The organism is Actinoplanes sp. NPDC051388 (genome assembly GCF_055586225.1).
In genome coordinates, this window is the sequence record NZ_JBVJIP010000014.1 from 98122 (window position 1) to 111324 (window position 13203).

At 71.9% G+C, this 13203-nt stretch carries 18 protein-coding genes; 7 read left to right on the forward strand and 11 right to left on the reverse strand.

Features of this window, described 5'->3' with window-relative positions; genetic code table 11:
* Positions 1 to 2: 2 nt before the first annotated feature.
* Positions 3 to 782 (reverse strand): DUF4097 family beta strand repeat-containing protein, encoded by a 780-nt coding sequence (locus tag ACZ6TI_RS31185; protein ID WP_465348752.1) that lies wholly within the window; start codon positions 780 to 782, stop codon positions 3 to 5.
* 117 nt (positions 783 to 899) lie between these two features.
* Between ACZ6TI_RS31185 and recO the strand changes: the two genes are divergently transcribed.
* Both recO and ACZ6TI_RS31195 read left to right on the forward strand, forming a co-directional pair.
* Positions 900 to 1676, forward strand: a complete 777-nt coding sequence (recO, locus tag ACZ6TI_RS31190; protein ID WP_465348753.1) for a DNA repair protein RecO — start codon at positions 900 to 902, stop codon at positions 1674 to 1676.
* Positions 1673 to 2452, forward strand: coding sequence for an isoprenyl transferase (locus ACZ6TI_RS31195; protein WP_465348754.1), 780 nt, complete (start codon positions 1673 to 1675; stop codon positions 2450 to 2452). The genes recO and ACZ6TI_RS31195 overlap by 4 nt, the downstream gene beginning before the upstream one ends.
* On the opposite strand, the gene ACZ6TI_RS31200 is transcribed toward ACZ6TI_RS31195, so the two are convergent.
* The 3 genes from ACZ6TI_RS31200 to ACZ6TI_RS31210 are packed head-to-tail and all read right to left on the reverse strand — an operon-like array spanning position 2442 to position 4352.
* A complete protein-coding gene (locus tag ACZ6TI_RS31200; RefSeq protein WP_465348755.1) occupies positions 2442 to 3116 on the reverse strand; it encodes an HAD family hydrolase in 675 nt (224 codons plus the stop codon). The genes ACZ6TI_RS31195 and ACZ6TI_RS31200 overlap by 11 nt on opposite strands.
* A complete protein-coding gene (locus ACZ6TI_RS31205; RefSeq protein WP_465348756.1) occupies positions 3116 to 3409 on the reverse strand; it encodes an MTH1187 family thiamine-binding protein in 294 nt (97 codons plus the stop codon). Before ACZ6TI_RS31205 ends, ACZ6TI_RS31200 begins: the two co-directional genes overlap by 1 nt.
* A gap of 28 nt (positions 3410 to 3437) precedes the next feature.
* On the reverse strand, positions 3438 to 4352 hold the full coding sequence (locus tag ACZ6TI_RS31210; protein WP_465348757.1) for a hypothetical protein: 915 nt from the start codon (positions 4350 to 4352) through the stop codon (positions 3438 to 3440).
* 556 nt (positions 4353 to 4908) lie between these two features.
* Here ACZ6TI_RS31210 and ACZ6TI_RS31215 point away from each other — a divergent pair.
* The gene (locus tag ACZ6TI_RS31215) at positions 4909 to 5265 is read left to right on the forward strand and encodes a YciI family protein (RefSeq protein WP_465348758.1); all 357 of its coding nucleotides are present in this window, start codon (positions 4909 to 4911) and stop codon (positions 5263 to 5265) included.
* The gene (locus ACZ6TI_RS31220; RefSeq protein WP_465348759.1) at positions 5262 to 6482 is read left to right on the forward strand and encodes an RNA polymerase sigma factor; all 1221 of its coding nucleotides are present in this window, start codon (positions 5262 to 5264) and stop codon (positions 6480 to 6482) included. Before ACZ6TI_RS31215 ends, ACZ6TI_RS31220 begins: the two co-directional genes overlap by 4 nt.
* On the opposite strand, the gene ACZ6TI_RS31225 is transcribed toward ACZ6TI_RS31220, so the two are convergent.
* On the reverse strand, positions 6457 to 7818 hold the full coding sequence (locus ACZ6TI_RS31225; RefSeq protein WP_465348760.1) for an MFS transporter: 1362 nt from the start codon (positions 7816 to 7818) through the stop codon (positions 6457 to 6459). The two genes, ACZ6TI_RS31220 and ACZ6TI_RS31225, sit on opposite strands and share 26 nt — an antisense overlap.
* 71 nt (positions 7819 to 7889) lie before the next feature.
* On the opposite strand from ACZ6TI_RS31225, the gene ACZ6TI_RS31230 reads away from it, so the two are divergent.
* The gene (locus tag ACZ6TI_RS31230; protein WP_465348761.1) at positions 7890 to 8351 is read left to right on the forward strand and encodes a CGNR zinc finger domain-containing protein; all 462 of its coding nucleotides are present in this window, start codon (positions 7890 to 7892) and stop codon (positions 8349 to 8351) included.
* Between the two features lie 9 nt (positions 8352 to 8360).
* Here ACZ6TI_RS31230 and ACZ6TI_RS31235 read toward each other — a convergent pair whose 3' ends face one another.
* Together ACZ6TI_RS31235 and ACZ6TI_RS31240 are read right to left on the reverse strand one after the other, a co-directional pair.
* On the reverse strand, positions 8361 to 8807 hold the full coding sequence (locus tag ACZ6TI_RS31235; protein ID WP_465348762.1) for a pentapeptide repeat-containing protein: 447 nt from the start codon (positions 8805 to 8807) through the stop codon (positions 8361 to 8363).
* Positions 8791 to 9099, reverse strand: a complete 309-nt coding sequence (locus ACZ6TI_RS31240) for a hypothetical protein (RefSeq protein WP_465348763.1) — start codon at positions 9097 to 9099, stop codon at positions 8791 to 8793. The genes ACZ6TI_RS31235 and ACZ6TI_RS31240 overlap by 17 nt, the downstream gene beginning before the upstream one ends.
* Positions 9100 to 9279: 180 nt before the next feature.
* On the opposite strand from ACZ6TI_RS31240, the gene ACZ6TI_RS31245 reads away from it, so the two are divergent.
* A complete protein-coding gene (locus tag ACZ6TI_RS31245; protein ID WP_465348764.1) occupies positions 9280 to 9456 on the forward strand; it encodes a hypothetical protein in 177 nt (58 codons plus the stop codon).
* A gap of 4 nt (positions 9457 to 9460) precedes the next feature.
* Here the strand turns inward: ACZ6TI_RS31245 and ACZ6TI_RS31250 are convergent, their stop codons facing one another.
* On the reverse strand, positions 9461 to 9982 hold the full coding sequence (locus tag ACZ6TI_RS31250; RefSeq protein ID WP_465348765.1) for a TetR/AcrR family transcriptional regulator: 522 nt from the start codon (positions 9980 to 9982) through the stop codon (positions 9461 to 9463).
* 19 nt (positions 9983 to 10001) lie between these two features.
* On the opposite strand from ACZ6TI_RS31250, the gene ACZ6TI_RS31255 reads away from it, so the two are divergent.
* Complete coding sequence (locus ACZ6TI_RS31255; protein ID WP_465348766.1) at positions 10002 to 10391, forward strand: nuclear transport factor 2 family protein; 390 nt, start codon at positions 10002 to 10004, stop codon at positions 10389 to 10391.
* Here the strand turns inward: ACZ6TI_RS31255 and ACZ6TI_RS31260 are convergent.
* The 3 genes from ACZ6TI_RS31260 to ACZ6TI_RS31270 are packed head-to-tail and all read right to left on the reverse strand — an operon-like array spanning position 10372 to position 13177.
* The gene (locus ACZ6TI_RS31260; protein ID WP_465348767.1) at positions 10372 to 11100 is read right to left on the reverse strand and encodes a hypothetical protein; all 729 of its coding nucleotides are present in this window, start codon (positions 11098 to 11100) and stop codon (positions 10372 to 10374) included. The genes ACZ6TI_RS31255 and ACZ6TI_RS31260 overlap by 20 nt on opposite strands.
* 26 nt (positions 11101 to 11126) lie before the next feature.
* Positions 11127 to 11513, reverse strand: coding sequence for a hypothetical protein (locus ACZ6TI_RS31265; RefSeq protein ID WP_465348768.1), 387 nt, complete (start codon positions 11511 to 11513; stop codon positions 11127 to 11129).
* Complete coding sequence (locus tag ACZ6TI_RS31270) at positions 11510 to 13177, reverse strand: histidinol-phosphatase (protein ID WP_465348769.1); 1668 nt, start codon at positions 13175 to 13177, stop codon at positions 11510 to 11512. The genes ACZ6TI_RS31265 and ACZ6TI_RS31270 overlap by 4 nt, the downstream gene beginning before the upstream one ends.
* Between the last annotated feature and the right edge of the window lie 26 nt (positions 13178 to 13203).

The following is a 13203-nucleotide window of genomic DNA, read 5'->3' on the forward strand; positions in this document are numbered from 1 at the left end:
GATCATGCCGCCGGGACCGCGGCGACCGTGACATCGCCGCTGTCCGCGGTGAGATCCAGCACGAACTTCGACCCGGCGTCCGGCGTCACGCCGGCCATCGTCTGCTCGCCCGAGTCCGCGTCGACGGTGACGTTGTAGCTGCCAGCGGGCACCAGCACGTTGACGTCGCCACTGGAGGCGGCGGCCTTCACCGAGGCCGGCGCGCTGAGCTTGATCTCCACGTCGCCCGAGCTCACCTGCGCGTCGACCGGCCCGGCGACGTTGATCGCGCGGATGTCGCCGGAGGTGGACTCCACAGTGACCTTGCCGGCCGCGTTGAGCACGTCGACGTCGCCGGAGGTGGCGTGCACCGCGACGTCTCCGGTGGCGCCGCGCACCGCGACGTTGCCGGAGGTGAGGGTGATGTCGGCGGAGCGGACGCCGGTCAGGCCGATGTCCCCCGATTGCAGCTCGCCGCGCACCAGCACGCCCTCCGGCGCGGTGATGTCGTAGGACGCCGTGCAGTCCGGCCCGCAGTGCGTGTCGATGGTCAGCACGGTGCCGGCCAGCTGATAGGACGGGTCCGGGTCGGTGCTGCGGTGGATGACCCGGTTGATCCGGGTCTCCGCGATCGCCGCGGTCCGGACCAGCACGTCGCCGCTGTCGCCGGTCACCACGATCTCGGTGACCTTCACCTTTTCCACGTCGCTGAAGGTGAGCCGGGCGCCGACCCCGCCGCACCCGGCGAGCGTGGTGGCGGCAGCAGCGGCGATCAGGGTGACGGCGAGCACTCTGCGGGTCATGCCGTAGACGCTATGACCTGCGCCTCCGCGGACGCCATCGGTCCCATCACCCACCCGCCCCCGAAAACACCCTGAGACTCCTCAGGGTTTGTCGTACCGACCATGCAGAATGACCGGGTGCCCGCCGGAGGATATCGACGCCAGCTCTACCGCGACGACGCGGTGGTTCTGCGCGTGCAGAAACTCGGCGAGAGCGACCGGATCATCACGCTGCTCACCCGGCGGCACGGGCGGCTCCGCGCGGTCGCCCGGGGAGTGCGCCGCACCATGTCCCGGTTCGGCGCCCGGCTCGAGCCGTTCGGCCACGTCGACCTGCAGCTCGCCGGTTCGCCCGAGGGGGTGGGCAGTTCGCTGCACTCGGTGAGCCAGGTCGAGGCGGTGGCGCTCTATGGCAAGCAGGTCCTGGCCGACTACCCGCGATACACGGCGGCCTGCGCGATCGCCGAGACCGCCGAGCGGCTCACCCCGATCGAGCGTGAGCCGTCGCTGCGCATGTTCCAGCTCACCCTGGGCGCGCTCAAGGCGCTGGCCGCCGGTGAGCACGCCGGCCCGCTGGTGCTCGACGCCTATCTGTTGCGCGCGATGGGCACCGCCGGCTGGGCGCCCGCGCTGACCGAGTGCGCGGTCTGCGGCGATCCCGGGCAGCACGGCGCGTTCTCGGTGCCGGCGGGCGGGTCGGTCTGCCCCGACTGCCGCCCGCCCGGCGCCGCGCATCCCGCGCCGGCCACCATCGGCCTGATGGCCGCCCTCACCGCCGGCGACTGGCCGGTCGCCGACGCCGCCGAGCCGCCGGTCCGCCGCGAGTGCAGCGGCCTGGTGGCGGCGCATCTGCAATGGCACATGGAGCGGGCGCTGCGCTCGCTGCCGCTGGTCGATCGACGGGAGAGTCCGTGAGCCCACGTCCGCCCACCCCGCACATCTCCGGTGTCACACCACCGCAGATCCCGCGTGACGCGCTGCCCAAGCACGTCGCGCTGGTCATGGACGGCAACGGGCGCTGGGCCAAGGAGCGCGGGCTGTCCCGCACCAAGGGCCACGAGCAGGGTGAGCATTCGCTCTTCGACACCATCGAGGGCGCGATCGAGCTGGGCATTCCCTATCTGTCGGCATATGCGTTCTCGACGGAGAATTGGAAACGCTCGCCCGAAGAGGTGCGCTTCCTGATGGGCTTCAACCGCGACGTCATCCGGCGGCGCCGCGACCAGCTGGTCGACCTGGGCGTCCGGGTGGTCTGGTCGGGCCGGGCCGGGCGGCTGTGGAAGAGCGTGATCAGCGAGCTGCAGACCGCCGAGGAGATGTCCCGCGGCAACTCCAAGCTGACCCTGCAGTTCTGCGTCAACTACGGCGGGCAGGCGGAGATCGCCGACGCGACCGCCGCGATCGCGCGTGACGTGGTGGCCGGCCGGCTCAAGGCCGACCGGATCAACGAGAAGACGATCGCGAAATACCTCTATCACCCCGAGGTGCCGGCGGTGGATCTGTTCCTGCGGCCGTCCGGGGAGCAGCGCACGTCGAACTTCCTGCTCTGGCAGTCGGCCTATGCCGAGCTGGTCTTCCTCGACACGCTGTGGCCCGACTTCGACCGGCGTCACCTCTGGTATGCGTGCGAGCTCTTCGCCAGTCGCGACCGGCGGTTCGGGGGCGCGGTCCCCAACCCGGTCAAGCCCTGATCGCCCGCAGCGCGGCGGCCACATCGGACAGATCGTCCAGCACGACGTGGGCGCCGGCCTCGCGCAGCTCGTCTGCGCTCACCCCGCCGGTCGCCACGCCCACCGCGACGGCGTCGTTGGCCAGCGCGGCCGCCACGTCGTTCGCGGTGTCGCCGATCACCACGGCGCGGAAGTCCTCGCCATATTTCCGGGCGGCGCGCTCGGCGGACCGGCGCACCAGGGTGGCCCGCACGGCGTCGTCGGTGCCATAGCCGCCGACCTCCACGTCGAACACGTCGGTGAGCCCGAACGCGCCGACCTTGGCCGCGGCCACCGCCGGATGGTTGCCGGTGACCAGCGTCTGCACCACGGTGTCGTCGGCGCTCAGCTCGGCCAGCACCGCGCGCACGCCGGGCATCAGCGCGCCCTGCTCGGCGAAGAGATGCTGATCGGCCAGCACCTCCTCGACATAGCGCGCGAAGAACATCTCCGGCGTGCAGTCCGTGACACCGTGCGTGCTGAACACCTCGGCGCACAGATCCAGGTCGGTGCGCCCGCCGTAGTGCGGCGTGGTGTGCCACGCCACCCCGGTCACCTCGGCGAACGCCGTCCGCCAGGCCCGCAGCGCCAGCCCGCCGCCGCGCAGCAGCGTGTAGTCGATGTCCCACATGACCAGGGTGCGCACTACTCCGCCAGCCGCCGCTCCACGTGCGCGACCTTGCTCTCCAGCGCACCGGTCACGCCGGCCCGGATGTCGGCCTTCAGCACCAGGCTGACCCGCGGCGCCTTCTCGTTGAGCACGTCGACCGCCTGTTTGACGACGGCCATCACCTCGTCCCACTCGCCCTCGATGGTGGTGAACATGGCATCGGTGCGGTTGGGGAGCCCGGAGGCGCGCACCACCCGCACCGCCTCGGCGACCGCGTCACCGACCGATTCGCCCGCCCCGATCGGCGTGACTGAGAACGCAACCAGCATGCCGCCCATCGTAGGGTCGTGCGCGCTGTCATCCGGAGATCAGCAGGCACCGGATCTCGTCCGCGCGGGCCCGCACCTTGCGGGCCAGGCCGTTGCTCGCCAGGTTGTAGCCGATCGTGAAGCTGTCCGCCATCCCGGAGTTCGCGGTGACCGACGCGGCCTGCAGGCTCAGTTCGCCGGCGAACGCGTTGCGCCAGCGCTTCTCGGCCTCGGTGAGCCCGGCCTCGGCCTGCACGGCGGCCAGCCGCTGCCACCCGGCGAGCAGTTCGGCCTCCTGGCCGCGCAGCGTGTCGGCCGCCGCCGCCAGCGCGTCGATCTCCGGCAGTGCGGCGAGCACCAGGTCCGCCGTGTGGGTCGCGGCCTCGGTCGATCGCACGCCGGTGTCGAACTCGAATCGGATGAGCTCGTTCGCCACCAGCACGCGCCGGCGCTGCGTGCGATCGGCCGGGTCGTCGTGCTGGGCGGCGATGCGCTGGGTGATCGCGAGCCGGGCGTTGTGCGGCCGATCGTCCGGCGTCACCGGATCAGCCGGGCCATCGGCGAGACCGGGCCGCCGGTCGTGGCCGGCCATGGTGGCCCGGGCCTGCAGCGCGCGGACGAAGGCGTCGCGCCCGGCGCCGAAGCCCATCGCGTAAGCACCGGACATGGCCGCGGTGCTCCGCCGCAACGCTTCCGCCTCGGCCGCCACCGCCTCCCGCAGCGTGGTGCCCGGCGGGGGCAGCTCCACCTCCCAGGGCCGCCGGTCGAGCTCGGCGTGGATCCGTTCGAGCGTCTGCTCGATCGCGGCGCCCGCCTGCCGCGCCTGGTCGAGCAAATGCAGATCGGGCAGCACGGCGAGGATCTCACGCGCCATCGCCAGCGGGACGTCGGCGGCAGCCCGGGGAAGCGCCCGGGCCAGCACGGCCGCGACCGCGCTGCGTCGTTCCTCATGTGCGTCAACCATCGCGTTCCAGTGTGGACGCTCGGCGCCGACGGGGCGATCCGTGGCCGGTTGCGGTCATTCCGAAACAGCAGATCAGGTCGCAGGTGGGTGGTGGGTGCAGGTCGCTGCTCCCGCCGACACCGGTCGCTGCGCTCCCTGCCGGCTGAGTGAGTGCCCACTCTCCTTCGCGCTGCGCGCGACCGGCCGGGCCGATCGCCTCGCTCGAACCCGGGCCGTCGCCGCCGTTGCGGCCCGCTGTCGCTCGCGCTGCTGTTGCGGTCCGCTGTCGTTTGCGCCGCCGTTGCTCTCGCCGCCCCGCCGCCGCCACCCCGGCACTGGGTGGGCATCAATGTAGGGCTGGGGTGTGACAGATTTCGACGCCGGTCGGCTTGGCTGTGGACAAGGCGGTTTCGTCGACGACGGCGCGCTTCAGGCAGGCTGTGGGAGCCGGGCGCGGGTCTTGAGCGGCTGTCCGTCGGGGTGTCGCGCTGAGCTTTCTGGTTGCGCTTGTCGAATTCGGGGGTCGGTGGGACGTCGGTGCAGTGAAAGTGGAACCGACTGCGGGAAGGTTAGGGACATGGCGAAGTACACCCTGCTCATCTATGGCGACGATCAGCAATGGGAGGCGATGACGCCGGACGAGCGGACCGCTCACGATGCCGCGCACGCGGCGTTCAGCAAGGCCGCCGGTGACCGGATCATCGGCGGTGGCGAGCTGGAGTTCGCGCCGACGGCGACCACGCTGCGCGCCGACGTCGACGGGGGCCTGATCACCACCGACGGGCCGTTCCTGGAGACCAAGGAGGCGCTCGGCGGCTACTACGTGCTGGAGGCCGCCGACCTCGACGAGGTGCTCGAGCTGGCCGCGCTGCTGCCCGAGGTACGCGCCGCGCACAGCGCCGTGGAGATCCGCCCGATGGTCGATCACGGGTGAGCGACACGGTCACCGCGGCGGTGGCGTCGGCCCACCGCCGCGAGTGGGCCCAGGTGCTCGCCACCACCGCGCAGGTCACCGGCGACCTCGACCTGGCCGAGGAGTGCACGCAGGACGCGTTCGTGCAGGCGCTGACGGTCTGGCCGCGCAGCGGGGTGCCGGCCCGGCCCGGCGCCTGGCTCACCCAGGTCGCCCGCAACCAGGCTCGGGACGTGCTGCGCCGGCAGACCGGGTTTCGCCGGCGGATGCCGTTGCTGGTCACCGACGACTCGATGCCGGGCCCGGAGGACGTGCTGGACGACGACCGGCTCCGGCTGATCTTCACGTGCTGCCATCCGGCATTGTCCCGGGAGGCGCAGACCGCGCTCACCCTGCGGCTGGTGTGCGGGCTCTCCACTGCCGAGGTGGCCCGGGCGTTCCTGGTGTCCGAGCCGACCATGGCGGCCCGGATCACCCGCGCGAAGAAGAAGATCGCGGCGGCCCGGATCCCCTATCGAGTGCCGGCCGTCGATCAGCTCGCCGAGCGGGTGGCGGCCGTGCTCGAGGTCGTCCATCTGATCTTCACGACCGGGCACACCGCGCCGATCGGCCCCCGGCTGATGCGGCACGATCTGCTCGACAGCGCCCTCGACCTGGGCCGGCTGCTGCACCTGCTGATGCCGGCCGACGCCGAGGTGAGTGCGCTGCTGGCACTGATGCTGCTGATCGACGCGCGGTCGGCGACCCGGGTTTCGGACGACGGGCGGATGCTGCTGCTCGCCGAGCAGGACCGCAGCCGCTGGGACACCGCGCTGATCGGCGAGGGCGCCGCGCTGCTTTCCGATGCGCTGCGCCGGCGGCCGCCGACCCGGTATTCGCTGCAGGCCGCGATCGCCGCCGTGCACGCCGAGTCGCCGTCCTGGGAGGCAACCGACTGGGCGGAGATCGTCGCGCTCTACGAGCTGTTGCTGCGGCTGTGGCCGTCGCCGGTGGTGCGGCTCAACCACGCCGCGGCGATCGGTTTCCGGGACGGTCCGCGGGCCGGGCTGGATGCGCTGGCTCCGCTGCTCGACGATCCGGCGCTGGCCACGTACCCGTATCTGAGCGCGACCCGGGCCGACTTCCTGCGCGGGTCGGGCCGGGCGGCGGAGGCCGCCGCGGCCTATGCGGAGGCGCTCGCGCTGACCGACAACGATGCCGAGCGGCGCTTTCTCATCGGGCGGCTCGAGGCCGGTTGACCAGGGTGATCGCGATCAGCGCGGCGACGACCGTGAGGGAGGCGGCGACGGCGATCGCGACGAAGGACCGCTGGCCCACGATCAGGCCCAGCGCGCCCAGCAGCGCGATGCCCAGCCCGCCGCCCAGCTCGGCGCCGGTCTCCGCGACGGCGCCCGCCGCGCCGGCCCGTTCGGACCGGGTGCCGGTGACGATCAGGTCGGTGGAGAGCGTGTGCACCGGGCCGAAACCGAGACCGAAGACGACCGTGCCGGCGACCACCGCCGCGAGACCGGCACCGACCGCGACCAGCGCGAACAGGGCGCAGCCGGTGGCCGCCACGGCCAGCCCGGCGCGGATCACCCGCAGCTTGGCGAAACGAGCGGCGAGGACCGGCGCGAGCGAGGTGCTCAGCAGGTAGGCGAGCACGGACGGGACCGTCCACAGGCCGGCCCGCAGCGCGGTCAGGCCGAGCGCCCACTGCAGGTATTGCGCGATGGCCACCTGGGTGCCGTAGAGCGCGAAGAACGTCAGGCCGACGCCGATCAGGCCGGTCCGGACCGGCCGGCCGCGGAACGACGCCGGGTCGACGAGAGGGGTTGGGGTGCGGCGCTGGCGGCGTACGAACGCCGCGCCGAGCCCCAGCCCGAACAGCACCGCCGCACCCGCCACCAGCAGGCCGCCGCCCTCCGCGACCCGCTTGATCCCGAACACCACAGCGAGCAGCGCCACCAGGCTCTGCACGGCGCCGACCAGGTCGAAGCCGGTGGCGTCCGGATCACGGAACTCGGGCAGCAGCCGCGGCCCGAGCACCAGCAGGAGCAGCGTGACCGGCGGCGCGACCAGGAAGACCGCACCCCACCAGAACCGCTCGAGCAGCGCGCCGCCGATCAGCGGTCCGAGCAGTCCGCCGAGCGAGAAGCTGCCGGTCCAGATCCCGAGCGCGGTGGTGCGCTGCCGGTCGTCGGCGAACATGCCCCGGATCAGCGCCAGCGTCGACGGCATCAGCGACGCGCCGGCCAGCCCCATCAGGAGCCGGGCCACGATCAGCTGGGCCGCGCTGCCGGCGAACGCGGCGGCCAGCGACGCGGCGGAGAACAGCGTCACCCCGATCAGCAGCAGCCGGCGCCGGCCGATCCGGTCGCCGATCGCGCCCATCGTGAGCAGCGATCCGGCCACCAGGAAGACGTAACCGTCCACGATCCACAGCAGCTGGGCGCCGCTCGGGTGCAGGTCGGCGACGACCGCGGGGACGGCGAGGTTGAGCACGTTGCCGTCCATCGACACCAGGAAGCAGGGCAGCGCCAGCACCGCGAGCCCGGCCCAGGCGCGTCTCGAGGCCTGTAACGCATTGGACATGCTGGTCACGTTACGATCGGGATCCGGATTGCGCAACGCGAAGAACCCATTCATTGCGTTACGATGGCGGCATGCACCCCCTTGAGCTGCCGGAACTCGTGGCGCTGGTCAACGGCTGGGGCACGCTGCCGCGAGAGGTGGGCGGCCGGACCGTGCCGCCGGGCGGCGATCCGGGCGAGAGCATCGCGGTCGCCGACCGGCTGCACGCCGTCTTCGCCGCCGAGGACATCGCCGAGCGGGCCCGGCTGGTCACCGCGATGCTCGCCGAGACCGCGGTGCGGCCGGAGGTGACGCCGGACGGCGGCGCCGGGTGGTCGGTGCCGGATCCGGGCGACGCCCTGATCGCGTCCGCCGCGCTCGCCCTGCGGGAACACCTCGCCGCACATCCGGACCGAATGGGCGTGTGCGCCGACCGGCAGTGCGCCGACGTCTATGTGGACGCCTCGCCCGCGGGCCACCGCCGGTTCTGCTCACCCACCTGCCAGACCCGCACCCGGGTCGCCGCCTTCCGCGAGCGCCGGCGGGCGCGCTGAGACAGTGGATCAGGGGGCGACGAAATCCCTGCCCACCCGATAGAGGCCGGGACGCACCTCGGTCGAGCTGTGCTCGATCTGCTCTTTGATCTCGGCCGGAAACAGCGTCGAATCGGTGTACAGAGACGCGGCGAGGTTCACGTTCTCCATCCGGGCGTGCATCAGATTGGCGCCCTCGAGGTGTGCGCCGCTCAAGTCGGCCTCGTCGAGGCTGGCATTCGCCAGATCGGCGTTGCGCAGATCGGCGCCGTGCAGATCGGCGTGGGCCAGGCGGGCGTCGTGCAGGTCGGCGTTGTCCAGGCCGGCGTTCCGCAGAACCGGTCGCTCGGTGTCATCCGCGCCGTCGGTCTTCGTGGACTCTCCTCGGAACGCCGGCGTGTCGCGGCGCAGCGCCGCACCGAGTGCGCTCAGGAACGACCGGAGCGCGGACTTCCTGGAATCATCCGCGAGCGTCATCTGTTCTCCTGAGGAGTGCCGGGATCTTTTCCATGATCAGCACGGGCGCCGCGATGCCCGCGAAGAATGCCGCCAGCTCGTTGCAGATCTCACCGCTCGCAGCGGAGAGACACGCGAAGACTCCGCCGGTGAGAACCCTGATCACCACCGAAGAGAGAAAGACCGTCCCGGTCGGTTCGCCCGGTTGTCGCCACGGCAGACCACCCGTCCTTCGTATCGCACTGTGAATCTCCAAGAGCTCCAAAATGACGCCGCCAAGCGCACCGCAGAGCGCGGCCACCCACGGATTCATGACTCAAGGTAACCACGCAAAACGGACAGCACCGGCTTTGCAACCGAACTGCACCCGAGCGCCCGTAGCGTCGTAAGCGGCATCGAATGTGCCCGAGGTCACCGACCCGTCAGCGGGGACAACCTGCGCGCAACCATTTGGCACCGGGATCGGCAACCGCGCCGCCGTTAGCTGTTGGTCATGCAACGCGACGAGGGCTTCGGCGGTCAGCTGATCCGCGCATTGCGGCGGGACACCGCCGCCTTTCAGGCACGCCCTCGGCGCAGCCCGGCCGGATTCTTCGGATCGCTCCTCAGCGCGCTGCGCCGGGACACACCGGCTTTTGCCGGCAAGGGTCCCGACCGCGAGGCGTCCTGAGGGCTCACCGATCGGTCAGGCCGGTGCGGAGGAGCGCGACCAGCCGCCGGGCGTGGGCCTCGTCGGTGGCCAGCGCGACGCCGGTCGCCAGGGCCAGCACGTCCGCGGTCGTGACACCCGGGCGCAGGGCCGGCCGGGCTCGCGCGACCAGGTCGTCGGCCGCGGCGTTGATGGCCGCGTGCCAGGCGTCGAACAGGGGAGTGCGGCGGGTGGCCGGGCCCTCGGTGGCGGCCTGTGCCAGCGGGCGCTTGGCGGCCACGTGCACCACGAACTCGTCCAGCCAGGCGAAGAGGTCCAGCTCGGCGGCCCGGCGGCACAGGGCGGCCACCTCGTCGGCGTAGACCGCGGCCAGCAGGTCGGCGCGGGTCGGGAAGTGGCGATAGAGCGTGGCGTTGCCGACGCCGGCACGGCGGGCCACCTGGTCGAGGGCGATGTCGTTGCCGCTCTCCGCGATCACCGCGCGGGCGGCGGCCAGGAGGCGCTCGGCGTTGCGCGAGGCGTCGGCGCGCTTGCTATCCGGGGACATCCCCACTTACGGTACCGGAATGGCTTTGAGCACCGAGGACCGGACCGCCATCACCGATGTGATCAATCTGCACGGGCATCTGACCGACCGCGGTGACTTCGCCGGGCTGGCCGCGCTCTTCACCGAGGACGTGACCTATGACGTGACCGCGCTCGGTGGTGGCGTGCTGGCCGGCCTGGCCGCCATCCGCGAGGCGGCCCTCGCCCTGGGCGATCGCAACCCGGTCGCCCACCACGTGACCAACATCGTGCTGACGCCCGCTGGTGAGACGACGGTGCACGCGCTCTCCAAAGGCTTCGGCGTGAACGCCGACGGGACGGTCGGCAGCGTCACCTATGCCGACACGGTCGAGCGCCGGCCCGAAGGCTGGCGAATCACGCGCCGCACGGTCACCCCGCGAAAGGGCTGACGATCGTGCGGTGGGCCCAGTCGACCAGGATCAGGTCGTGCTCGGCCAGCAGCGGCCGCAGCGAGTCGGCGACCGGCGCGGCGTGCGGGTGGAAACCGATCGTGGTCGCCCCGGCCGGCCCGGCCACGCCGTAACACCACGCGGCGCCCAGGTTGTGCGCGAACGATCCGGCCACCGGCGCCCCGCCCAGCCGCACCTCGCCGGCGTCGCGCCCGGGCCACGGCACCGGCGTGGTCAACGAGTCGATCGCACGCAGGTGGATCTGGCGGAAGCCGGCCACCCGGCCGTCCGCGTCGCGCTCGGCGTGCTCCTCGAAGACGGCGCGGACCTGCGCGAACTCCGCCTCCACCTGATCGGTCAGCGACCGGGAGACGAGCTCTACCTGCCGCCAGTCGTCCTCGTGCAGGTCGAGCGACGGTCCGGCGGACCGGCCCGGACCGGTCGGCGGCAGCCGGTCGGTGATGGTCGGCAGCGAGTAGAGGATGTCGCCGGGCGGCATCAGGTCGAGCTTGCGCAGGGTCAGCACGAGTTTCCCGGCCTCGACGAACTCCGCGGCACTCGCCGGCTCGGCCCGCTCGACCTGCCACGACTCACCGCCGATCTGCAGGGTGGTCGCCGTGGCGAAGCTCTCCGGCAACTGGCCGGCCGGCATCTCGCTGCGGGCGAAGGTCTCGCCGGTGCCGGCGTCGACGAAGAACACGGAGACCATGAGGTCACCGTATCGAAAAGGGGTGTTCAATGTGCGGCGCAGCAGGGGGTCGGGTTGCGGGTCTCGAACGGGACCAGCACGTCGCCGCACGCGGGCATCGTGATCAACACCAGCTCGTCGTCCCTCCACACCGGACGGACGAAGTCCTGAGTGTCCAGGATTGCCCCGGCCGGAGCGACCGTGCCGCCCAGCACCTCGACCCGGGTGATCGCCGAACGGGCGAGCACCTCGGCGACCGGCAGAGTGCCGGCCAGCTCGTTGACGCCGGGAAACCGGACCGCCCGCGCGCCCGGCGTCGCCTGCAGAACGACGGCGACCTCGCCAAGAGAGAACACGGTCCCAGCCAAAGCCGGCACCGGATCCAGCGAGTGGATCCAGTGCTCGGCGGCGGCCACGTCGGCGAAGAACGTCACCGGGGCAGGACCCAGATCGGGTTGGTGTAGAACCACAGGTCGTTCCACGGGTCGGCGTTGCCGATGGCGTCCAGCGCCGGGCCGGCCGGGTCGATCGCGGCGCCCATCAGCCCGGGCTGCGTACGCCGCCCGTCAGTCCCGCGAACCCGCAGGTAGAACGGCTTGTCCAGCCGCGGGAAGGCATACCGCAACGAGACCCGGCCGGTCCCCGGCGCGATCTCGAAGGACTTGACCACCCGGGTGTCCGGCGCGGTGAACGCATCGCGCGAGGCGACCGGACCGGTGACCGTCCCGACGATCAGGTCGACCCGGGAGAGCACCGGCACGAACTGCCGCCAGTTCGGCACGTCCTGCAGGTCGATGTCGAGCAGCAGCTCGGTGGTGGCGCCGCGGTTGACGCGCAACACGCCACCGATCGGCACCCCGGAACCGCCGCCGGACCGTACCCGCATGTCCAGGTTCTTGATCAACCGGCCGTGGTCCACCCACACCCGGCCGTCGCGCAGCCCGTCCATCACCCCCTGGTACGACCGGTTCCGCGCCCCCACGTTGGTGCGCCCGTAGAGGCCGGGCCAGAAGTCGCCGGCGCCGGTGTTGACCGTGCCGGTGTAGACCGGGTCGTTGTACCTGCCGTTGAGCTCGAAGTCACTGCCCGGCCCGCGGTCCGACTGGTCGAGGTAGTTGACATGACTGTCCGAGTTGACCGTCACCCACCAGGCGCGTCCCTCGGCGAGCAGGCTGTCCCACAGCCCGCCGACCGTCGCGGTCATCCAGTCGAAGCCGCCCCAGGTGCGGTAGCTCTCCGGCGGATAGCCGGGGAACGACGCCGCCGACGGGTTGTTGTCGTAGTAGCCGCGAGCGCCGCCGCGCCCGTTCGGCGCCGGGATGCCGGCCGCCTGGTGTCCGGGCGCGCCCTCCATGCCGATCGCCACGGTCGGGTCGGCGTCGCGCCAGTTGCGGATCTCGTGCGGCGAGTCGATGCCGCGCCGGGCCGGGTGGTTCGCCAGGAAGAGCGCGCCGGCCACCTTGCGGGCACGCACCTGCTCACCGAGGAACTGGATGCCGGCGATCGCGGCCGCCTCGTTCTGCTCGGTGGTGTTCGTCGGCGGCAGCTGCGAGCCGTCGAAGGTCTGCTCGAACTGCTTGAGCACGGACACCTCGTTGCGGCCGGGATGCACGAACACGGTGGCGTGCTCGGCGGCCGGGATGTTCCACTCCAGACCCTGAAAGGTCAGCAGGTCGGGCAGCTCGGAGCGGGTCACCAGGATGTCCGGATTGACCTTCTCCACGCCGATCTTGGCGTGCGCGTTGCTGCCGTGGTCGGTGATCACCAGCCAGTCCAGGCCGTAGGCGCGACCGTGCCGGGCCTGGTCGAGCACCCGGTACTGCGCGTCCGAGCTGTATTGCGTGTGGATGTGGTGATCGCCCGCCAACCAGGTCAGCCCGCCGTCTGATTTCGCGGACGAGGCGGAGGCCATGCTGGGCGTGCCGAGCACGGACGCGGCCGCTCCCGCGCCCAGAAGGCCGGCGCCACGCAGGAAGCCGCGCCGGGAGACGTCAGCGGGCGACAGCTCGCTGTCGGGGACGCTCAGATCCAATGCCGCGGGTACGTCCGCAGCGCCGTGCTCGAGGTCGTCATGGTGGTGATGATGGCCGTGGCTCATGAAGGTCAATCTCGGTGTGCCGCCCC